We start from the raw sequence: 20,825 nt of genomic DNA on the forward strand, positions 1-20,825 counted from the left end.
GTCGACCATCCCGAGCCGCCGTTCGGTTCGGATCCTCGTGGCCCGGATCCCTGTGGCCAGAGCCCTGGGCCCGTCATGGCCGGACCCACCGTGACCCTTCCGGGCGCGGAGCCGGAGCGCCGCGCCCGGGCGCTCCTCAGCAGGCTGTCGGAGCCCGGCGACGCGGTGGTCGGCCGGCTGGTCGCGCGGCTCGGCGCTCTGGAGCTCGTCCAGGCGATCCGCGCCGGGACGGTGCCCGACCATTCCGAACTGGACGCCGCACGGTTCACGGCCTACCGGCAACGTCTCACCGGGGCCGACCCGCGGGTGGACCTGGAAAGAGTGCTCCACCGCGGTGGGCGCTTCATCATTCCGGGCGACATCGAGTGGCCGACCCAGCTGGACGATCTGGGTGAGGGGCGGCCCATCGGGCTCTGGGTGCTCGGCACCGGTTCACTGAGACTGCTGGCCCTGCGCTCGGTGGCCGTCGTCGGTTCCCGCGCCTGCACCTCCTACGGCGCCCACGTCGCCGGTGAGCTGGCGGCGCAGCTCGCCGAACGCGGATGGGTGATCGTCTCCGGAGCCGCGTACGGAGTTGACGCGGCCGCCCATCGAGGCGCGCTCGCCGTGGGCGGCATGACGATCGGAGTGCTCGCCTGCGGGGTGGACCTGGCCTACCCGCAGGGCAACGCGCAACTGATCCGCCGGATCGCCGACCAGGGCCTGCTGCTCAGCGAACTCCCACCGGGGGAGCACCCGAACCGCTTCCGCTTCGTCCTGCGCAACCGGGTGATCGCGGCCCTCACCCGGGGCACGGTGGTGGTCGAGGCGGCGGTCCGCAGCGGCGCGCTCAGCACCGCCCGGCGCGCCCGGGACCTCAACCGGCACACCATGGGTATCCCGGGCCCGGTGACCTCGGAGCTCTCCGCCGGGGTGCACGGGCTCATCCGAAGCGGCGGCGCCACCCTGGTGACCGACGCGGCGGATGTGGGTGAGCTGATCGGCGCGATCGGGGACGACCTGGCACCGCAGCGGGTCGGACCGGTCGTGCCCAGGGACCTGCTGGAGCCGGCCGGGGCCAGGGTGCTGGAGGCGGTGCCCTCGACGCCCGACGGTGCGCCCGTGGAGCGACTGGCCCGGCAGTCCGGCCTTCCTCCGGACGAGGTGCTGCATCGACTCTACGAGTTGGGCTCGCTCGGCTTCGTGGAGCGGCACGGCGCCCACTGGCGACTGGTGCGGAAGGGAGGGCGCCGATAGGGACACGGCTGCCGCCGTCCGCGCCCCTCCGTTGGGCCGAGGAGAAAGGTCCGTCGGCACCGTGCTTCCGGGGCGGGGGACCGGCGGTCTGAGGCGAGGAGAACGCCACCGGATCGGGGGACGACCGAGTGGCGGTAGCACAACGCAGTGAGTCGGTCACGCTACGCTCCACATGCCTTCCCTATCAGCACATGACTCGGCAGAACGGCGCAGACCAACGCATGCCCACACACATTCCCGGACACAGAGTGACCGGTGGCGCCCGGTCCTCGGGAGGGCCGAGGACCGAGCGGCGCCCCCTGCCGGAGTTCCCGGCCAAGACGGCCGGGGCGATGGGGGGCCTGACACGGCAGGGCGGCCGACCCGCGCCGGTACCCGGTCAGTCGGCGGACGCCGCGCCAGGCGCTCCACCGGTCGCACCTCTGACCACACCCCCGGCCGCCCCCGAGGACATGGGTGGCCCGGAGGTGCCGGGCCGCGAACCGGAGGTCACGCCGGGGGACGCCGCCACTGCCGCGCTCGGCGCGCGCAGTACGTCCGGCGCCCCGCCCGTGGCCGGTCCCTGCGACACGCCCGGAGTGATCGGCCCGCCTGTCGGTACGGCCATCGGGTCGAACGCGGCACCCCCGTCACCGTCGACCACACCGTCACCGTCGACCACACCGGCGGTGCCGGCCGCCGCAAGAACCACCGCCCCAACGACGACCGCCCCGACGCCACCGGTCTCACCGGCGGTACCCGTCACACCCTTGGCGCCGTCGGCGCCCACCGCTCCTCCCTCTCCTCCCGCACGCCGGGATGCGGGGAGCCCGGACCGGACGGCGCTGGAAGCACTGTGGCGCGCGTACAAGGAGAGCGGCGAACAGCGCCTGCGGGACCAGCTGATCCTGCACTACTCACCGCTCGTCAAGTACGTGGCGGGCCGGGTCGGGGTGGGCCTGCCCTCCAACGTCGAACAGGCCGACTTCGTCTCCTCCGGGGTCTTCGGTCTGATCGACGCGATCGAGAAGTTCGACATCGACCGGGCCATCAAGTTCGAGACCTACGCGATCAGTCGTATCCGAGGCGCGATCATCGACGAGCTGCGGGCGCTGGACTGGATCCCGAGGTCGGTGCGGCAGAAGGCGAAGGCCGTCGAGCGGACGTACGCGACGTTGGAGGCCCGGCTCCGGCGGACGCCGCACGACCTGGAGGTCGCGGCGGAGATGGGCATCGCCATCGAGGACCTCCACACGATCTTCAGTCAGTTGTCGCTCGCCAACGTGGTGGCGCTGGACGAACTGCTGAACCCGGTCGGTGAGGGCGGAGACCGGCCGAGCCTGGTGGACACCCTGGAGGACCGCGGGGCCGACAACCCCGTGGAGATCGCCGAGGACCGGGAACTGCGCCGGCTCCTGGCCCAGGCGATCAACACCCTCCCCGAGCGGGAGAAGACGGTCGTCACCCTCTACTACTACGAGGGCCTGACGCTCGCCGAGATCGGTCAGGTGCTCGGGGTGACGGAGAGTCGGGTCAGTCAGATCCACACCAAATCGGTGCTGCAGTTGCGCGCGAAGTTGTCGGACATCCGGTAGGAACGCCGTCGGGCGGGCGTCGGACCAGGCCGGATCGTCCGCCGACGGAGCGATCGGCAGGGTGACCGGCCCGGAAATCAGGGAAAGGCGGACAGGTGGCAGGGGACGCGAGCAGGCCCTGTACGGGGTGGCGTCTCCCCGCCCGTATGCGCGGCGCCGTACCGGCACGGTGTAGGGCTCCGTACAGTGGGTGCGTGCCGAAGATCCGAGCGGCCACTTTGGCCGAGCATCGCCAGCTGCAGCGGGCAGCCCTCCTCGACGCTGCCCGCAGCCTCCTCGCCGAGGGAGGCATGGAGGCGTTGACCTTCCCCGCGCTCGCGGCGCGCACCGGGCTGGCGCGTTCCTCGGTGTACGAGTACTTCCGCTCCCGCGGGGCGGTGGTCGAAGCGCTCTGCGAGGTGGACTTCCCGCTGTGGGCGGCCGAGATCGAGGCCGGCATGGAGAGCTGCGACACCGCCGCCGGGCGGATCGAGGCGTACGTGCGGGGGCAGCTCGCGCTGGCCGGCGACCCACGCCACCGGGCGGTGGCGGCGATCTCGGCGCTGGAGCTGGACGAGGCCGCGCGCGAGCGCATCAGGGCCGCGCACGGCAAGCTGGTCGGCCTGGTGGTCCAGGCGCTGGAGGACTTCGGGCACGGCCAGCCGCGGCTCGCGGCCGCCTTGCTGCAGGGGATCGTGGAGGCCGCGGTCCGGCGCGCCGAGCACGGAGCCGCCGCGGGCACGGGCGAGAGCCCCGAGGTGATCGCGGACGCGGCCGTCGCCCTCGCCCTGCGTGGTCTCGGCGATTCCTGAGCCTTCCCCCGTCATGGGGTGAGCGGGCCCGCTTCCGTCATTCCCCCGGGGCGGCGGTCGCCCGGCTCAGCGGGAGCAGCCGGGCGGTGCCCGCGCCGAGGAGGGCGAGCGGGTCCAGGTAGCGGTCGGCCCGGAGCAGTCCCCAGTGCAGGCAGCTCTCCGGGCAGTGGCCCGTCGCCGACGTTCCCGTGGACCCGTCCGCCGTGGGTGGGGCGAGTCGCCCGATCACCTGGCCGGCCGCCACCGGGGTGCCCACCTCGGCGGTGCCCGCGACCGGCAGGTAGGTCGTCCGCAGCGGGGGCGTGCCGGATCCGGGATGGCTGACGGTCACCACCGGCCGTCCCCCGACCAGGCCGGAGAACGCCACCACACCCGGTGCCGCGGCCCGTACCTCCGCACCGGGGGCGGCCGCGAGGTCCACGCCCCGGTGACCGGCGGCCCAGGGTTGCGCCGGGGCGTCGAAGCGCCGCAGCAGCGTGGCCCGCCCTCCGTCCGGCCCGGCGACCGGCCAGGCCCGCCCGGACACCTGCGCGGACGTCGGCGGGGTGTCGGCCGCTGCCGTCGCCGGACCCGGCGAGGCCGTCCAGGCGGCTGAGTAGACGTGAACGGCTGAGGGCGCCGCCCGGGCGTCCGTCACCGGCCCCAGCAGAGCCACCGCCGACAGCAGGAACGCGAGCAGGGCGGAGCCGGCACGTGCGGCGAGTGCGATCGTCATGCCGCCGAGACTCCCGCCCGCGTCCGTCCGGGACCAGAGCCTTCCAGATCCCTGTGGACAACCGGCGACCTGTGGACGACGAACGTCCCTCCACCGGGTGACACCCGGGCCCGTGGATGACGCGCACGCCTCCGAAACCCCACCACCACCCCAGGACCCCTCGCCCACCACCCCAGGACCCCTCGCCCACCACCCCTGACTCCGCCCACCACCCCCATCACCCCCACCGTCACCACCCCCGGCCGCCTCTTAGGGAACCCGGCCCCCCTCCCACGGCACCCCGGACCCCCGCCGTCCCGACCCCCGCCGGTCCCGTCGCGGCCACCCCCGGACCCTCGTGAAGTCGCCCGTCGCTCGGCGCTTCCCGTACACTTCACACGCGACCCGGTCCGCCGGGTCGACTTCGCACGCCCCGCCACCGGTGGACGGAAGCGGCTCGGCCGCCGCCCCCGCCTGGTGCGAGTGCCGCTCGGTCCGCCGAGCCCGACCGGTTCACGGATCCCCGGATCCCGTGGCCGAAGCGGGCAGAGGCGGCTCGGCACGTTCGGGGCGTCAGGCGTGGCTGTCACCTGGCCGCCACGGACAAAACCGAGCCTGACCCGGCCATGCACGGCCACCCGTCCGGGGGAGCGCCCAGCGCGCGAACCACGACGGTGGCCGCGCGAGATCCGGGCGCAACACCTTAGGAGTACGGCTATGGCCGTCGTCACGATGCGGGAGCTGCTGGAGAGCGGCGTCCACTTCGGTCACCAGACCCGCCGCTGGAACCCGAAGATGAAGCGCTTCATCATCACCGAGCGCAACGGCATCTACATCATCGACCTGCTGCAGTCGCTGAACTACATCGACCGCGCCTTCGAGTTCATCAAGGAGACCGTTGCCCACGGCGGCAGCGTCCTCTTCGTCGGCACGAAGAAGCAGGCCCAGGAGGCCATCGCCGAGCAGGCCACCCGCGTGGGCATGCCCTACGTGAACCAGCGCTGGCTCGGCGGCATGCTGACCAACTTCTCGACCGTCTACAAGCGCCTGCAGCGCCTCAAGGAGCTGGGCGAGCTCGACTTCTCGGACGTGGCCGGCTCCGGTCTCACCAAGAAGGAGCTCCTGGTCCTCCAGCGCGAGCACGACAAGCTGGAGAAGACCCTCGGCGGTATCCGCGACATGCAGCGCGTTCCCAGCGCCGTCTGGATCGTGGACACCAAGAAGGAGCACATCGCGGTCGGCGAGGCCCGGAAGCTCAACATCCCGGTCGTCGCCATCCTCGACACCAACTGTGACCCCGACGAGGTCGACTACAAGATCCCGGGCAACGACGACGCGATCCGCTCCGTCACCCTGCTGACCCGCGTGATCGCCGACGCCGTCGCCGAGGGTCTCAAGTCCCGTGCCGGTGTCGCCAAGGGCGACGCCAAGGCCGAGCCGGGCGCCGACCAGCCGCTCGCCGACTGGGAGAAGGACCTCCTCGAGGGCGAGAAGAAGGCCGACGAGGCTCCCGCCGCCGCTGAGGCCCCCGCTGCCGAGGCCCCCGCCGCCGAGGCGCCGGCCGCCGAGGCCGAGCAGGCCTGACGTACCACGGGTGAGGGGCACCCGCCGGTACGTACCGGTAGGTGCCCCTCTCTCCAGTGGCGGGACGGACCAGCCCGTCCCCGGGACCGCACGTCCCCGTGCCGGGGGCCGAACCATCGGCCCCGGGCGCAACTCCACGCAGACACGCGAGACGCGAGAAGAGATTCACACCATGGCGAACTTCACCGCCGCGGACGTCAAGAAGCTCCGTGAGCTCACCGGCGCCGGCATGATGGACTGCAAGAAGGCCCTGGACGAGGCCGAGGGCAACGTCGAGAAGGCCGTCGAGCTCCTGCGCATCAAGGGCCAGAAGGGCGTCGCCAAGCGCGAGGGCCGTGACGCCTCCAACGGCGCCGTCGCCGCCCTGATCGCCGAGGACAAGAAGTCCGGCGTCCTGGTCGAGCTGAACTGCGAGACCGACTTCGTCGCCAAGGGTGACAACTTCGTCAAGGTCGCCGACGCGATCGCCGCCCACGTCGCCAAGTCCGCCCCGGCCGACCTGGACGCCGCCCTGGCCTCCGAGATCGAGGCCGGCAAGACCGTCCAGCAGTTCGTGGACGAGGCCAACGCGACCCTGGGCGAGAAGATCGTCTTCCGTCGCTTCGCGCAGTTCGACGGCGACGGCTTCGTCGCGGTCTACCTGCACAAGACCAGCCCCGACCTGCCGCCGGCCGTCGGCGTCCTGGTCGAGCTGGACAAGGAGAACGCCGAGGTCGCCAAGGACGTCGCGCAGCACATCGCCGCCTTCGCGCCGAAGTACCTGTCCCGCGAGGACATCCCGGCCGCGGACATCGAGAACGAGCGCCGCGTCGCCGAGGCCACCGCTCGCGAGGAGGGCAAGCCCGAGGCCGCCCTGCCGAAGATCGTCGAGGGTCGCGTCACCGGCTTCGTGAAGGAGAACTCCGTCCTGGAGCAGGCCTTCGCGAAGGACAACAAGAAGACCGTCGCCAAGGTCCTCGAGGAGAACGGCGTCGCCCTCAAGCGCTTCGCCCGCTTCCGCGTCGGCGCCTGAGCCACGTTCCAACGGGTTCCCGGCCCGCTTAGGCTGGGAACCGCCCCCGCCCGCTGACCAGGGCGGGAGGGACGCGCCGAGCGGGCTCCACCCAGCGTCATCCGTCTATGGGCGGGCCGCGTCGGCACCATGAACGACGAGGAGGCCATTGCCGTGCAGGACACCGTACCGGTTCCCGCGGCAGTGGCCTCCTCGCGTGTACGCGCAGGCCGGGGACCCGCACACCCACGCCTGTGAACCAGTAGGTGCAGAAGGAGAAGTCCATGCTTCAGGAGACGCAGGAGACCGCGCAGGACCCCCGGGGCGGCACTCGCCGCCGGGTGCTGCTGAAGCTGTCCGGTGAGGCCTTCGCCGGTGGCGGCGGGCTCGGCGTCGACCCGGACGTCGTGCACGCGATCGCTCGCGAGATCGCCACGGTCGTCCGCGCCGGTACCGAGGTCGCGGTGGTCATCGGCGGCGGCAACTTCTTCCGTGGCGCGGAGCTGCAGGTCCGCGGCATGGACCGGGCCCGTTCCGACTACATGGGCATGCTCGGCACGGTCATGAACTGCCTCGCGCTCCAGGACTTCCTGGTCAAGGAGGGCATCGAGACCCGCGTGCAGACCGCCATCACCATGGGCCAGGTGGCGGAGCCGTACCTGCCGCTGCGCGCCGTCCGGCACCTGGAGAAGGGCCGTGTGGTGATCTTCGGTGCCGGTATGGGCATGCCGTACTTCTCCACCGACACCACGGCGGTGCAGCGCGCGCTGGAGATCCACGCCGACGTCCTGCTGATGGGCAAGAACGGCGTCGACGGCGTCTACGACTCCGACCCCCGGACCAACCCGGACGCGGTCAAGTTCGACGCCCTGGAGTACTCCGAGGTCATCGCCCGCGACCTCAAGGTGGCCGACCTCACGGCGATCACGCTGTGCAAGGACAACAACCTTCCGATGCTGGTCTTCGAGCTGCTGGCGGAGGGCAATATCGCTCGTGCGGTGAAGAGTGAGAAGATCGGCACACTCATCAGCCAGGATTCTGTCCGGGCCTGAGCAGCACCAAGCCGTACGGGACGCCGTCACCGGTGGCCGCCTCCGTGCGGATCGACCGCAGTTGAACCGGACAGGGAGCAGACAGTGATCGAAGAGACCCTCCTCGAAGCCGAGGAGAAGATGGAGAAGGCCGTCGCCGTCGCCAAGGACGACTTCGCCGCCATCCGTACCGGGCGCGCGCACCCGGCGATGTTCAGCAAGATCGTGGCGGAGTACTACGGCGCCGTGACGCCGATCAACCAGCTGGCGTCCTTCTCCGTGCCGGAGCCCCGGATGGCGGTCGTCTCGCCGTTCGACAAGACCGCGCTGAAGGCCATCGAGCAGGCGATCCGCGACTCCGACCTGGGCGTCAACCCGTCCAACGACGGTTCCATCATCCGGGTGGTGCTCCCCGAGCTCACCGAGGAGCGTCGCCGCGAGTACATCAAGGTCGCCCGCGGCAAGGGCGAGGACGCCAAGGTGTCGATCCGTGCCGTGCGCCGCAAGGCCAAGGACGCCATCGACAAGCTGGTCAAGGACGGCGAGATCGGCGAGGACGAGGGCCGCCGCGCCGAGAAGGAGCTCGACGACACCACCGCCAAGTACGTGGCGAGCGTCGACGAGCTGCTGAAGCACAAGGAAGCCGAGCTGCTCGAAGTCTGATGAACGACGCCCCTGACGCCCCTGGCTACTGGGGCACGTCCGATCAGCAGTACCAGCCCTACCGGCCGACGACACCGTCGTACCCGGCCGGCGCGGCGACGCCGCACCCGGCTGCCGCGGGTGACCCCGGAGACCGAACGGGTCACTCGCAGCAGCCTCCGGTGTACTGGGGCGGTGACGCGGAGGAGACTCAGGTCATGCCTCCCGTACCGACCAGTGGCCCCGGTCCGGAGCGGGCGCCGGGCCACGCGCCGGCCCCCGCTCCGGGGCGGGCACCCGTCCCGGGACACCCCCAGGCACCCGCTCCGGCGTACCCGCCGGAGCACCCGCAGGTCGCCGGACACCCAGCGACCGCCGGACACCCGCAGGCCGGACACCCGCAGGCCGCCGGACCGGGCCCCGGGCCCGGTCGGCGGGCGGGCCGCCGGCACGCCGCGCCCCCGGCCGAGGAGCAGCAGCCGGCCCGGGAGGCGGGCCGGCTGAGCGGGCCGCTGTTCCGGGACGAGCACCCCGAAGCGCCGGCCCCGGGCGGGCCCGCGCCCACCCCTTCCCCCGCTTTCCCGGGCGGTGCCCCCGTACCGCCCGCCCCCGCCGCGCCGCCCGCGGCCGCGCCCGGCACGCCGACGGCCGCCCCCGCGACCCCCGGCGCGGCCGAGACGGTCGTGCTGCGGGCGATAGGCGAGGACACCCCGCCCCCGTACGGCGACGCGTTCCAGCCCCACCAGAGCCACCCGGCCGGGCACCCCCACCCCGGGCCGTCGTCCCACCCACGGCAGGAGACCCCCGTGGCAGCCCAGCCCGACCCGCAGCCGCAGCAGCGCAAGCAGCGCGGCGGTCGCAACCTCCAGGCCGCGATAGGCGTGGGCGTCGGCCTCGGAGCGGTGATCATCGCCTCGCTGTTCTTCGTGAAGGCGCTGTTCCTGTTCGTGGTGATGGCGGCAGTGGTGGTCGGCGTCTGGGAGCTCTCCAGCCGGCTGGCCGAGCGCAAGGGGATCAGGACGACGCTGGTCCCGCTGGTCGCGGGCAGCATCGCGATGATCTCCACCGGCTACTGGTCGGGCGTGCAGTGGGCCGCGGCCTCGCTGGCGCTGACCGGGCTCGCGGTGATGGTCTGGCGGATGATCGAGCCCCCGGAGGACTACCTCCGGGACATAACGGCGGGGATCTTCACGGCCTTCTACGTGCCGTTCCTGGCGACCTTCGTGGCGATGATGCTGGCCGCCGACGACGGTCCCCAGCGGATCCTGCTGTTCCTGATCGTCACCATCTGCAGCGACACCGGCGCCTACGCGGTGGGCTACAAGTTCGGCCGCACCAAGCTGGCGCCGGCGATCAGCCCGGGCAAGACCCGCGAGGGCCTGGCCGGCGGCATCGGGCTCTCGATGCTGGCGGGCGCGCTGCTCATGGAGTTCGTCATCGACGGCGGCAGCTGGTGGCAGGGCCTGATCCTGGGCGGCTGCGCGGCGGTCACGGCGACCCTGGGCGACCTGGGCGAGTCGATGATCAAGCGCGACCTCGGCATCAAGGACATGGGCACGCTGCTGCCCGGCCACGGCGGCATCATGGACCGGCTGGACTCGCTCCTGCCGACCGCCCCGGTGGTCTGGTTGCTCCTGGCGGCCTTCGTCGGCAGCTGAGCCCCCGGCAGCCGGCCCGCAACGAGGGGCCGGAACCACGGAAGGGCCCCGGACGCACCCACGCGTCCGGGGCCCTTCGTCGTTCCGGCCGTTCCCCCTGGGCCGGTCGCCCTCGTGCCCGGCGTCAGCGCTCGCAGGCAACCCCGTCGCCGTCGCGGTCGAGCGCGGAACGGTAGCCGGGGTCTCCGCGATGGAGCGGCGCAGCGCCCGCGGCCTTCGCCTCATCGCAGTTCTTGAAGTAGACGGACGCGGGGGCACTGGGGGCGCTGGTGCGTTCGGGTTCGGGGACGACCGGCTTGGTGGTCGGCACCACGACGGGCGCCTGGGTCTCGACGACGGGAGGCGTCGTCGGTGTCGGCGTCGGGACCGGGGATTCCGGCGTTGAAGTCGGTGATGGAGCTGCCGTGGGCGTCGGACCGGCTGTCGGGCTACTGCTGGGGGTGGCTGTCGGGCTGCTGGTCGCAGTGGCCGTCGGAGCGGGAGCCGGAGTCGTCTTGGTCTCACTCGGCCCGTTGATCGCCCCGAGCCAGAAGAGCGACATGAACAGGCACCACAGCGTCAGCAGGACCTTCACGGCGACCTGCAGGCGGCGCGACCGCCACACCATGACGGCGGCGACCGGGGGCAGGAAGACCAGCAGGAGAATGCGCAGCAGCCGGTTCCTTCCGCTTCGCGGGGCCGGTTGTACTGACGAGGCGTTGTACGGATGCACGGGGCCATCCTTGATCTGCTGCGGACGTGACGGCGGCATCATGGCGTACCGGCAGGAGCATGATCATCGATGATGTTGATTCGTAACCAAACGGAGATCACGGGTGTGGCCGCTGACGGCGCACGGCGGGCGGATGCTGCCGGTCGGGGATGGCGGGCCGGGGCCGTCCGTGGGCCGTGGAAGGTCGGCCGACGATGACGGACGACGGCGGGCCGGGCCCCTCCGAGCCGGCGGCCGGGCGTCCTCGACCGCGCACGCGGTCTGCGACACTGGACGGACCATGCCTAAGCCCGGAGAACACTGAAGGGTGAGGCAGCAAAGGGCCCTCTACCAGCGGTTTTCCCGCCGGGAGAGGGTCCTCTGCATGCCGTGGGCCGTCCCTGGGCCGTCACATCGTCGGCTCACCCGGAAGGAACAGCTGGTCGACGGCCTTCCGGGCCCGGTCCTGGCTGTTCGGCATGAGGTGGGCGTACACCCGGAGCGTCAGGGCCGGGTCAGCGTGGCCCAGATAGTCGCTCACGGCCCGGATGCTCTCGCCAGCGTCGAGCAGCACGGAGGCGTAGAAGTGCCTGAGTGCGTGCATGCCGTGCTCGCGCGCTGAGGCGTAGGGCTCACCCCTGCGGGGCGTGGGGATGAGGCCGGCCGCCGCCAGGGCGGGCTTCCAGTCCTGGAGGTTGAAGTTGCTCCGCCAGACCAACCCGTGGGCGGTGTTGCTGAAGAGCAGCGGAAAGGTCACCTTCGGCCCGTCCGGGGTCTTCCAGGGGAGCGTGACCGGTACCGGCTTGAAGGAGTCCATGTGGGCCTTCACGGCAGCGGCCACCGAGTCAGGGAGCGGCACGTCTCGTTCCTTGCCGCACTTCGGCGGGGCGAACACCGCCTTCCCGCGGATCTGCTTCACCTGCCGGAGCACCCGCACGGTGCCGCTCTGGAAGTCCAGGGCGTCACCCTCTGCGAGCCCGATGATCTCGCCCTGCCGAAGCCCGCATCCGGCCCCCAGATCGGCCATGGCCCGGTAGCGCTCGGCCAGTGCCCCGCGCACCGCGAACACCTGCTCAGGCAGCCACGGGACGATGCGGCGGGCTTCGGTGGCCGGCGGGCGGACCGACCTGGCGCCGCAGGGGTTGCGGGCCAACAGCCCGTCGTCCACGGCGGCCGACAGCACGGCCCGCACGTCGGCGTAGATGTTCCGGGCGTACCCGCCGGAGATGGGGCTCTGCTCCAGCTCCTTCACAAGCGCCTGAATGTGGGACGGTCGGAAGGAATCGAGCGGGCGTGTCCCGATCCTGGGGAAGGCGTGTAGCCGCAGCCGGGTCTCCACCAGCACCTGGCTCGCCGGGTCAGTGGTCTGTGCGGCCAGCCACCGCTCCGCGAACGCCCGGAACGTTGTCCGCGACGCCTTCGGGTCGATGTACTCACCGCGCGCCATGTCGGCCTCGATGTTGGTCAGCCAGTCCTCCGCCAACCGCTTCTGGCGGTCGGGGAAGGACTTGGACTTCTCGGTGCCGTCCGGGCCGATGTATCGGGCGCGATATCGGCTCCCGAGGCCGTAGCGGTCGCTGCGGACGCGCTGCGGCTTGCCGTCGGGGCCGGGTTCGGTCTTGTACCAGCGGTCTTGGATGTGGCCGGCCATGGGCCGCTCCTTCGGGTTGGTGGCGTGGGTGTGGCGGGGCAGGGAGGGAGGCAAGGGGGTGCCGTGGGAGCGGCGTTTCGGGGGTGTTCGGCGGGGGCTTCGGGGTGCCTCCCTGCCTCCCTGTGACGGTGTTGCTGCTGATCAGGGCGGGTGCGGGGGCCAGGGAGGCGGTCAGGGAGAACTCCCTGCCTCCCTGGCGCCTCCCTGGTGCTTCAGGCGGCGTCGCGGGTCTGGTCGGCGACCCATCGGGCGACGGCTTCGGGGTGGTAGCGCAGGTGCCGGCCGACGCGGAAGCCGGGCGGGCCGGTGCGCTTGCGGCGCCACTGGTAGACGGTCTCCAGCGGGACGCCGAAGAGCGCGGCGACGTCTTCGGGGGTGAGGAAGCGGGCGGGCAGGGCGGCCGGGGCGGGCCCGGGGCCGGTGGTGCGGTGGCGGTCGGTGAGCGAGGGGACGGCCGGGCTGTGGCGGTTGGGCACGGGTGTCTCCTGGCGGCGGCGGGATGCGGGCGTGCGGACCTAGCGCTAGCGAGGGGCCGGGTGCCGGTCGGTGCGCTGAGGGCGGTTCGGGGTGGTTTCCGTGTGTGGCTGCTAGGCGCTAGGTGCCTGGTGGGGGCGGCTTTGGGTCGCTAGCGGGGTTGCTAGGTCTAGCGAGGGGGGTGCTAGGCCGGGGTGGCTGTCAGGGGGTGTCAGAGGCCGTCAGGGGGCGTCTGACATCGCGCCTGCCTAGGGGTTCGGGTGTCAGCGGTGTCAGGTGTCAGAGGTGTCAGACGGCCTGACAGCCGGGTTGGTGGGGAGCGGGCGCGGGGCGTCGTGGCGGCCGGTGGTGCTGCCCGCCGGAGCGGTCGGGGGCGGGGTGTGCGGGCGGTGGTGCGGGTCATGGCGGGTGTCCGTTCGTCTGGGGTGCGGGCCGGAAAGGCCGGAAAGGTTGTAAAGGGGTCTGAGCTGGGGTTTTGGGTGGCGGAAAGTGGTCCGGAATGGTCCGGAAAGCCCCCGGCCCCTCCCGGCGCCGGATGCCACCGGACCCCTTTGCGGACCATTCCGGACCACTTTCCGCCGGGTATCTGTGCAGGTCAGGGGGCTTTCCGACCTTTCCGGGCTTTCCGGCCCGGGGTCAGTCGGGCGGGGCGTAGAGGTACACGGTCTGGTGGCGGCCACCGTTGGGGATCTGGGCGGCGGCGTAGCCGGGCAGCTGGCAGAGCCGCGCGGTGAGGTCGGAGCGCTGGGTGGCGTTGAGCCGCTTGAAGAGCACCTGCACCTGGGACTGCGTCATCCCGGCGGCTCCGGCCGTCTTCACGGCGGCGGCCAGCTTGTCCAGGGCCGGGTCGCCGGTGCTGGCGGTGGCGGCGGTGCCGAGGATGTGGGCGGCGCTGGCGCGGGCGTACCGCACGAGGGCCCAGGCGGCGCGCAGGTGGGTTTCGGCGATGCGGTCGGTGTGGTCGAGCAGGGCGTAGACCATGGCGGCGCGCTTGGCGTACGGGGCGGCGCGGGCGGTGAACTCCGCCAGCGGCCCGTCGTCCGCCTCATCCCCGCACAGCGCCGGGTAGACCTGTTCGCGCCACAGCTGGGCCGCTTCGGGAGTGAGTCGGACCTCGCCGACGCGGCGGGCGTCCGTAAGGACGGTCCTCCACGCGGTGGCGAGGTTGTCGATCAGCTCATCCGGGGCGCCCCGGCCGTCGGGGTCGAGGAGGTTGCGGTGGACGAAGACCGGCAGGAAGCGGTTGTAGGTGCCGCCGGCCATCTCGGCGTCCTGCATCTTGGCCCGCAGCTCACGAGGGGAGATGTGGCCGATGACGGCGATGTGCGGGGCGGTGGCGTGCAGGGCGTCGCGGTTCATGACGCCCAGGTCCTCGCCGTTCCATGCCTGGCGCAGGATGCCGCCGAGCGATGAGCCCTCCCGGCGCCCCCGGGCCATGGTGACCCCGTACTCGGACTCGATGACCCACAGCCGCTTGTCCGTGACACCGTCGTCCTTCTCGCTGTCGGGGTCACCGTCCTTGACCATCTCGATCAGGCCCTCGCCGGACGAGAGGCCGGAGCGGGTGTTGCAGGCGATGAAGTCCGGCACGGCCGCCTTCAGCAGGCGCCGGGCGGTGTTCGTGCCCGCGCCCTTGCGGCCGGCGGCGGTGGCGCCGACGGTCAGGGCCCAGATGAGGGCGGGGTGGCGGTCGTTGCCGATCCACATGAACGGCCCCGACCCGATGGCCGCACCACTGGCGGACAGCAGGTTCACCAGGACACCGACGGGGTCGGCCTCGGTGGTCGGGTCCAGGTCGCGCACGGTGTCACCGACCCAGCCGCAGAACACCTCCGGCTCCGGGACCGGGCCCGGTCGGGTGGGCCGGTCGATGCCGGGGGCGGGGTCGTACAGCGGGTCCACGGGCCCGGTTGGTCGGCCGTCGGCAGTGGTGGCGAGGTGGAGTTCGACGGGCATCAGGCGCTCTCCGCGAGATCGGGGGCGGTGGTGGTGTCGGGCAGGTCGACGGGCGGGCCGTCGGGGCGGTGGTGGCGGCTCCAGCCGGGCCGCCCGGGGATCGCCACCCGAGGCCACCCGGCCGTGGGCGTGACGGGGCGGCGGGCGGCCTCGGCGGCGCGGGCGCGCTGGGCGGCCAGCTCCACGGCCGTCGGGTGGTTCGACCAGGACCGCACGGTGCGTACGAGGTCCTTCCACGCGGCTTCGTCGGCGGCCTCCCACGCGGCCCGCTGTTGCTCGCCCAGCAGCAGGTGGGTGCGCAGACTGGCGTGGATGCGCTCCGGGGCGCTCTCGCTCTGCTGGCGCCAGGCTTCGGCGGCGGTGATCAGGGCGGCCTCCCGGCGCGGGTCGGCCGGCGGCAGGGCGGCGAAGGCGGGGGAGCCGTAGTCGGGGATCCCGACGGGCTGTCCCCACCGGTCGAACACCACCAGCGGGCGCACGCGCTCAAGCACGCTCACGAACCGGTCGGCCGCCCACCGGGCAGTCGCGCGGTGCGCGTCACGGTCGGCCGACGGCAGGGAGATCGGGTCGGGCATCACGAGGTCGGTCGGGTCCGACTCGGGTACGCGGGAGTCGGCTTCGGTCGGGTCGGTCACAGCTGCTCCTCATGGGTCGGGAGTCGGGCTGGAGTCGGGCGCTCACCCGGTGAACAGTCGGGTGTTCACCGGGTGAGCGGGTCGGGTGGCCGGTCGGCCCGTGAGCGCTGGTCAGGGGCCGACCGATCGTCGACGGGAGAGGGCGGGACAGCGGCCGGAGAGCAGGCCGGGAGTCGGGTGAACAGTCGGGTGTTCACCGGGCCCGGACCGAGCGATCGGGTACGCCGGTCCGGGGTGTACTCACATGCCCGGGTACGCACTTCCGGCAGGTGAGCGGCGGTGAACACCGGTGAGCACCGGTGAGCGTCGGTCGGCCGACGGGCCGGTGCACCCGCCGCGCGGGGCGGTGGGGGTACACCGGGTACGCCGTACTCGGCCGGGCCAGTGAGCGCTTGGTGAGCGCTGGTGAGCGCCAGTGAGCGGCTAGGTTGGGGGGCGGGGCTGGCTATGCCTTGGGCGCGGCGATCCCGAACTCGCGGGTCACGGCCTCGGCCACCATGCGGGTGTAGCGGTGGAAGGGGCGCCCGGGGCCGGAGAGGGCCGCCCGGGCCAGATCCGCGTACTCCTCGATCTGGAGCGGGGTCGAGTTCACCAGCGCGAACCGCAGCGCTTCCGGCAGCTCAACGCCGGCGGTCAGCTCGTCCTCGGTGAGCATCATCCCCGGCTGGAAGGCCAGCAGCCCCACCAGGTCGAAGAATCGCAGCGACACCGACAGCTGCACCGTGGCCCGGGCCTCATCCTCAGCCCGGTCCGGCTCCCCGAGCAACGTGACGTTCTCCTCCACCGCACCAACCCAGACCGGCGGCAGGACCGAGAGCAATCCGTGCATGATGGAACTCCCTTCGTGGGGCGTGGAGCGGCGGACTTTCTTGGCGGATTGGGCGCCGCTCCACAGCTGCGTTGAAAGCCTTGCTGTGACACCTAGACTGACCTAGGTGTATCAACCTGTCAAGCGAATCGGCCTAGGTGTATTAGCTCGTGTCAGCGGATACGCTGGCCCTATGACTGTCTCCACCGATGACCACCGCGCCCCCTACATCCAGGTAGCCGACGCACTCCGGGAGGAGATCCGCTCCGGGCAGCTTCAGCCGGGCCAGAAACTGCCGTCCGCGCGTCAGCTGGCCGATCGATTCCACGTCGCGGTGATGACCGCCTCGAACGGTGTCCGGGTGCTTCGAGAGGAGGGGTTGGTGTCCTCCACCCAGGGGCGCGGCACGTTCGTCCGCCACCCTGGCGACCCCGCCCCTGTCGAGCCTGCTGCCGCTCCGCCCGCTGCTGTTGGCGACCGCGTAAGCGCTCTCGAAGCCCAGGTTGAGCAGCTGGCCGACCGGCTGGCTGCGGTAGAGGCTCTGCTGGCGGACCGCTCCGCGTAGCTGCGGCAACTGACGACTGGTCAATCCTGGGCTCGATCTCATGGTGTCGACTGCTCCTGTCCGGTAGGTTCCGTCTCTGGTGCAGTCAGCAAATCGCAGCTCAAGGCAGTGATTACAGGCTGAGAGCTGATCACTCACAGGTCACTCACAGGCACAGTCAGGGGGACGGGATGCCGAGCGAGCCGCCACAGCCAACCGAGCCGTTCATCGCCGAGCTGAAGCGTTGGCGGGACGTGCGGGGCCTCTCCCAGTCCGCTCTGGCGAAGGCGGTGGGCTACACGCCTTCGTACGTCTCGAAGGTGGAGAGCGGGCAGCAGCGGCCGTCTCGACTGTTCGCCGAGCAAGCCGATCGGGTGCTGCATGCCGGCGGGGCGCTTCGGCGGGCGTTCGCTGAAGTCGAGGCACAGGGGCGGCCGGAGCCAGCGAGTCACCAGGCGGCGCTGGAGCAGTCAGCCGGGGAGGCTCAGCCAGCGAGCCTGATCGTCCGGCACGAAGATGCCGAGCTGCACTACGACGGGCGGACCTACCGTGCGACCCAGCGTCGCCAGCTGTACAACGCGAGCCCGGACCCGATCACCCGATACCTGATCCGCATCTCCGTCGACCGCTTCCCTGGGAACCCGGAGCGCTCGAACCGGCACTACCGGGAGAACCCGCTCACCTGGGAGGAGATCAACCTCAGCGCCAAGGTGGGCAACGAGCCTGTTGGCTGGCGCGTCCAGCACGACCGCGACTCCTTCAAGGAACTGTGGCTGCTCTTCGAGAACGAGTACGGCCGGTACCCGCTGTACCCAGGCGAGACGATCTGGATCGAGTACTCGTACGCGGTCAGCGACGACAAGTGGGGGAACTGGTTCCAGCGCGCGGTCAGGCTGCCCACCCAGAGGCTGAGTGTCCGGCTCGACTTTCCCGCCGAACTCGACCCGGCCGTCTGGGGCACTGAGACCACCATGACCGCTGCGGCATTCCCCTTCCGGACCGCGATCCGCCAGGACTCCAGCGGCGACCGCCAGATGTACTCCTGGACCACCGATGATCCGCCGCTCCATGCCCGCTACCGGCTGGAGTGGAAGTTCCGCGCCCGCCCTGACCATGAGGAGGCCAGGTCACCCATGTCTGCCACTGCCAGCGAGAAGATGCGATCGATCGGCGTCATCCAGGCCGGAGACCCGATCCTGACCAACCGGGCGCGCTCCTTCGACCTGCCCTCCGAGGCTGAGGACGTTCGTCGCGTGGTGGCTGAGCTGAACGCTGCTGCTGTCCGCGCCGCCGGCATCCACGTCTTCAGCAAGGGCATGGGCGTTGCCGCACCTCAGCTCGGAATCGACCGCGCGGCAGCCATCGTCCGTACCGCTGACGGGGAGACCATCACCCTGCTGAACCCCCGCGTTATCGAGGAGTCCGCCGAGATTGATGAACAGTACGAGGGCTGCTGGAGCTTCTTCGACGTACGTGGAGTGGTCCCCCGGCCGCTAGCTATCACGGTCGAGCATCAGGAGATTGACGGTCAGCGTCGGATCACCATCTTCGAGGACGCGGTAGCGCGCCTGGTGGCGCACGAGATCGACCACCTGGAGGGCGTCCTGTACACGACGCGGATGCGGCCCGGTGTGGAGCCGATTCCCGTTTCCGAGTATCGCGGTACGGGTCGGGGCTGGAGTTACAGGGCGGCAGCGGAGTAGAGGGGTGTCCGTGTACAAGTTCAACTTCGATTCATCTGAGACGATCGACGTCGATCCCGTCGCTTCGGGGATGCGGAGGTCAGTCTTTCCAATTCTAATCCGGCACAATGGGGATAAAGGGCAAATAGAGGGCACGGCGTTTTGTGTCACTGTGCTTCAGAATGGCGAGATCGTATGTGTTACGGCGAAGCATGTGGTCGAGCAGCTGGACGGCATGGACGAGATCTCGGCGTTCCTCCTTCTCCCGCGCATGCCGGAGGATGGAACCCCTGACGGGAGCCTGGTCGGGCTTTACATCCGTCAGGTGAGTGTCGCCGAGAGTCACAGCGATGTGGCGCTCCTTGTGGCCAACGTTTCTGAGAGTCACCGGCCTATCGGGGAGCTTCATGCTCTCGAAGTCACCATGGACGCGCCGACGATTGGATCTGGATGCATGGCAGTCGGGTATCCTCAGGATTCTTCCGGGAATAGCGCCAAGATGCTGGCGTCTCGGGGCTTCGTGGAGGAGATTCATGTGAGTCGGCGAGATGCTGCGTTCAGCACCTTCCCGAGCTTCCGAATGGCGGGAATATTCCGCCCCGCCATGAGCGGCGGGCCGATCATTGACTCCAATGGGAATGTCGCGGGTGTGGTGTCCCATGGAATGGATGACAGTGCTGAGGATCCAGTTAGCTATGGGGCGGCACTCGCGGCTCTTGCAGAACTGAAGGTCGAACTCCACGACGCCGGCGGAGAGCTGCGCCCGTTCACGTTCGCTGAATTGGTTCAGCTGAGGGCCGTTCGCAGTGTTAGCCAGGGGTCCGTGACGTTCAGTCGGGACGACGATGGCGTTCGGTTGTCCTGGAGCCACGGTGGCTCGTCGGCGTAGGGCAATGAACGCGCGAACGCGGCCCTGGGCGATCTTGGCCATGGAGCTTGCTGGGCCGTCCCTGGGCCGTCTGTGGGCCGTCCGAGGGCGGCCAACGATGACAGGCGGCGGCCAGTGTCGAACCCTCCGTCCCATGTGAGGACTGGGGAGGCTCCCGCCGTCTGCGACACTGGACGGACCATGCCTAAGCCCGGAGAACTCACCTTTGTCGCGCCGCGCGGCGCCAAGCCCCCGCGACACCTCGCCGACCTGAGCCCCGCCGAGCGCAAGGAGGCCGTCGCCGAGCTGGGCGAGCAGCCGTTCCGCGCGAAGCAGCTCTCCAACCACTACTTCGGCCGGCTGTCCGGCGACCCGGCGAGCTGGACGGACATTCCCGCCGCCAGCCGGGAGACGCTCACCGGGAGCCTGCTGCCCGAGCTGATGTCGGTGGTGCGGCACGTGTCCTGCGACGACGACACCACCCGCAAGACGCTCTGGAAGCTGTTCGACGGCACGCTCGTCGAGTCCGTCCTGATGCGCTACCCGGACCGGGTCACCATGTGCATCAGCTCGCAGGCCGGCTGCGGCATGAACTGCCCGTTCTGCGCGACCGGCCAGGCGGGGCTGACCCGCAACCTGTCGACCGCCGAGATCGTCGAGCAGATCGCCGCGGGGATGCGCGCGCTGAAGGCGGGCGAGATCCCGGGCGGCGAGGCCCGGCTGTCCAACGTGGTCTTCATGGGCATGGGCGAGCCGCTGGCCAACTACAACCGGGTGCTGGCCGCGATCCGCCGGCTGACCGACCCGGCGCCGGACGGCTTCGGCCTGTCGCAGCGCGGCATCACGGTCTCCACGGTCGGCCTGGTGCCGGCCATGAACCGGCTGGCGGACGAGGGCCTGAGCTGCCGCCTGGCGCTGTCGCTGCACGCGCCGGACGACGAGCTGCGCGACGAGCTGGTGCCGGTCAACACCCGGTGGAAGGTCGCCGAGGTGCTGGACGCGGCGTGGAACTACGCGGAGAAGTCCGGCCGCCGGATCTCCATCGAGTACGCGCTGATCAAGGACATCAACGACCAGGCGTGGCGGGCGGACCTGCTCGGCAGGCTGATCAAGAACCACCGGGTGCACGTCAACCTGATCCCGCTCAACCCGACCCCGGGTTCCAAGTGGACGGCCTCCCGTCCGGAGGACGAGCGCGAGTTCGTCCGGCGGCTCCAGGCCCACGGCGTGCCGACCACCGTCCGCGACACCCGCGGCCAGGAGATCGACGGCGCCTGCGGCCAGCTCGCGGCGGCCGGCTGACGAGCAGCGCGAA

The 20,825-nt window shown here is 71.1% G+C and carries 19 protein-coding genes; 12 read left to right on the forward strand and 7 right to left on the reverse strand.

The annotated features are described in order from the left end of the window. Nucleotides 1-75 precede the first annotated feature (75 nt). The 3 genes from dprA (at nt 76) to ACWEQL_RS16750 (ending at nt 3,601) form a co-directional block, all read left to right on the forward strand. Nucleotides 76-1,236: a DNA-processing protein DprA gene (gene dprA, locus ACWEQL_RS16740; protein WP_452150993.1), complete on the forward strand. Its 1,161-nt coding sequence runs from the start codon at nt 76-78 to the stop codon at nt 1,234-1,236. Between the two features lie 749 nt (nt 1,237-1,985). Further along, nucleotides 1,986-2,810, forward strand: a complete 825-nt coding sequence (gene whiG, locus ACWEQL_RS16745) for an RNA polymerase sigma factor WhiG (protein ID WP_452150994.1) — start codon at nt 1,986-1,988, stop codon at nt 2,808-2,810. A 218-nt stretch (nt 2,811-3,028) separates the two neighbouring features. Beyond that, complete coding sequence (locus tag ACWEQL_RS16750; protein WP_452151018.1) at nt 3,029-3,601, forward strand: TetR/AcrR family transcriptional regulator; 573 nt, start codon at nt 3,029-3,031, stop codon at nt 3,599-3,601. 37 nt (nt 3,602-3,638) lie between these two features. Here ACWEQL_RS16750 and ACWEQL_RS16755 read toward each other — a convergent pair whose 3' ends face one another. Next, nucleotides 3,639-4,316 (reverse strand): M23 family metallopeptidase, encoded by a 678-nt coding sequence (locus ACWEQL_RS16755; RefSeq protein WP_452150995.1) that lies wholly within the window; start codon nt 4,314-4,316, stop codon nt 3,639-3,641. A 696-nt stretch (nt 4,317-5,012) separates the two neighbouring features. On the opposite strand from ACWEQL_RS16755, the gene rpsB reads away from it, so the two are divergent. The 5 genes from rpsB (at nt 5,013) to ACWEQL_RS16780 (ending at nt 10,201) form a co-directional block, all read left to right on the forward strand. After that, nucleotides 5,013-5,879 (forward strand): 30S ribosomal protein S2, encoded by an 867-nt coding sequence (gene rpsB, locus ACWEQL_RS16760; RefSeq protein ID WP_452150996.1) that lies wholly within the window; start codon nt 5,013-5,015, stop codon nt 5,877-5,879. A gap of 172 nt (nt 5,880-6,051) precedes the next feature. Beyond that, nucleotides 6,052-6,891: a translation elongation factor Ts gene (gene tsf / locus ACWEQL_RS16765; RefSeq protein WP_452150997.1), complete on the forward strand. Its 840-nt coding sequence runs from the start codon at nt 6,052-6,054 to the stop codon at nt 6,889-6,891. Nucleotides 6,892-7,154: 263 nt separating this feature from the next. Next, nucleotides 7,155-7,922, forward strand: a complete 768-nt coding sequence (gene pyrH / locus ACWEQL_RS16770; RefSeq protein ID WP_452150998.1) for a UMP kinase — start codon at nt 7,155-7,157, stop codon at nt 7,920-7,922. A gap of 84 nt (nt 7,923-8,006) precedes the next feature. Continuing rightward, entirely contained in the window at nt 8,007-8,564 is a 558-nt protein-coding gene (gene frr, locus ACWEQL_RS16775; protein ID WP_452150999.1) for a ribosome recycling factor, read from the forward strand. Nucleotides 8,565-9,043: 479 nt separating this feature from the next. Beyond that, a complete protein-coding gene (locus tag ACWEQL_RS16780; RefSeq protein ID WP_452151019.1) occupies nt 9,044-10,201 on the forward strand; it encodes a phosphatidate cytidylyltransferase in 1,158 nt (385 codons plus the stop codon). Nucleotides 10,202-10,325: 124 nt separating this feature from the next. On the opposite strand, the gene ACWEQL_RS16785 is transcribed toward ACWEQL_RS16780, so the two are convergent. From ACWEQL_RS16785 to ACWEQL_RS16810, 6 genes are all read right to left on the reverse strand, one after another. After that, on the reverse strand, nt 10,326-10,913 hold the full coding sequence (locus ACWEQL_RS16785; protein WP_452151000.1) for an excalibur calcium-binding domain-containing protein: 588 nt from the start codon (nt 10,911-10,913) through the stop codon (nt 10,326-10,328). A gap of 388 nt (nt 10,914-11,301) precedes the next feature. Then, complete coding sequence (locus tag ACWEQL_RS16790; protein ID WP_452151001.1) at nt 11,302-12,543, reverse strand: tyrosine-type recombinase/integrase; 1,242 nt, start codon at nt 12,541-12,543, stop codon at nt 11,302-11,304. Between the two features lie 212 nt (nt 12,544-12,755). Continuing rightward, nucleotides 12,756-13,019, reverse strand: a complete 264-nt coding sequence (locus ACWEQL_RS16795) for a helix-turn-helix domain-containing protein (RefSeq protein WP_452151002.1) — start codon at nt 13,017-13,019, stop codon at nt 12,756-12,758. 634 nt (nt 13,020-13,653) lie between these two features. Next, nucleotides 13,654-14,973, reverse strand: coding sequence for a hypothetical protein (locus ACWEQL_RS16800; RefSeq protein WP_452151003.1), 1,320 nt, complete (start codon nt 14,971-14,973; stop codon nt 13,654-13,656). Continuing rightward, nucleotides 14,973-15,608 carry a hypothetical protein gene (locus ACWEQL_RS16805; protein WP_452151004.1) on the reverse strand — a complete coding sequence of 212 codons (636 nt, stop codon included), beginning with the start codon at nt 15,606-15,608 and terminating at the stop codon, nt 14,973-14,975. The genes ACWEQL_RS16800 and ACWEQL_RS16805 overlap by 1 nt, the downstream gene beginning before the upstream one ends. Before the next feature lie 445 nt (nt 15,609-16,053). After that, a complete protein-coding gene (locus tag ACWEQL_RS16810) occupies nt 16,054-16,437 on the reverse strand; it encodes a hypothetical protein (RefSeq protein WP_452151005.1) in 384 nt (127 codons plus the stop codon). 172 nt (nt 16,438-16,609) lie between these two features. Here ACWEQL_RS16810 and ACWEQL_RS16815 point away from each other — a divergent pair, with 172 nt between their 5' ends. From ACWEQL_RS16815 to rlmN, 4 genes are all read left to right on the forward strand, one after another. Beyond that, nucleotides 16,610-16,981, forward strand: coding sequence for a GntR family transcriptional regulator (locus tag ACWEQL_RS16815; protein ID WP_452151006.1), 372 nt, complete (start codon nt 16,610-16,612; stop codon nt 16,979-16,981). Between the two features lie 170 nt (nt 16,982-17,151). Then, complete coding sequence (locus ACWEQL_RS16820; protein ID WP_452151007.1) at nt 17,152-18,663, forward strand: peptide deformylase; 1,512 nt, start codon at nt 17,152-17,154, stop codon at nt 18,661-18,663. Between the two features lie 10 nt (nt 18,664-18,673). Further along, the gene (locus ACWEQL_RS16825; RefSeq protein ID WP_452151008.1) at nt 18,674-19,531 is read left to right on the forward strand and encodes a S1 family peptidase; all 858 of its coding nucleotides are present in this window, start codon (nt 18,674-18,676) and stop codon (nt 19,529-19,531) included. 180 nt (nt 19,532-19,711) lie between these two features. Continuing rightward, the gene (gene rlmN, locus ACWEQL_RS16830; RefSeq protein ID WP_452151009.1) at nt 19,712-20,812 is read left to right on the forward strand and encodes a 23S rRNA (adenine(2503)-C(2))-methyltransferase RlmN; all 1,101 of its coding nucleotides are present in this window, start codon (nt 19,712-19,714) and stop codon (nt 20,810-20,812) included. Nucleotides 20,813-20,825 lie beyond the last annotated feature (13 nt).

Source organism: Kitasatospora sp. NPDC004240 (assembly GCF_053603215.1).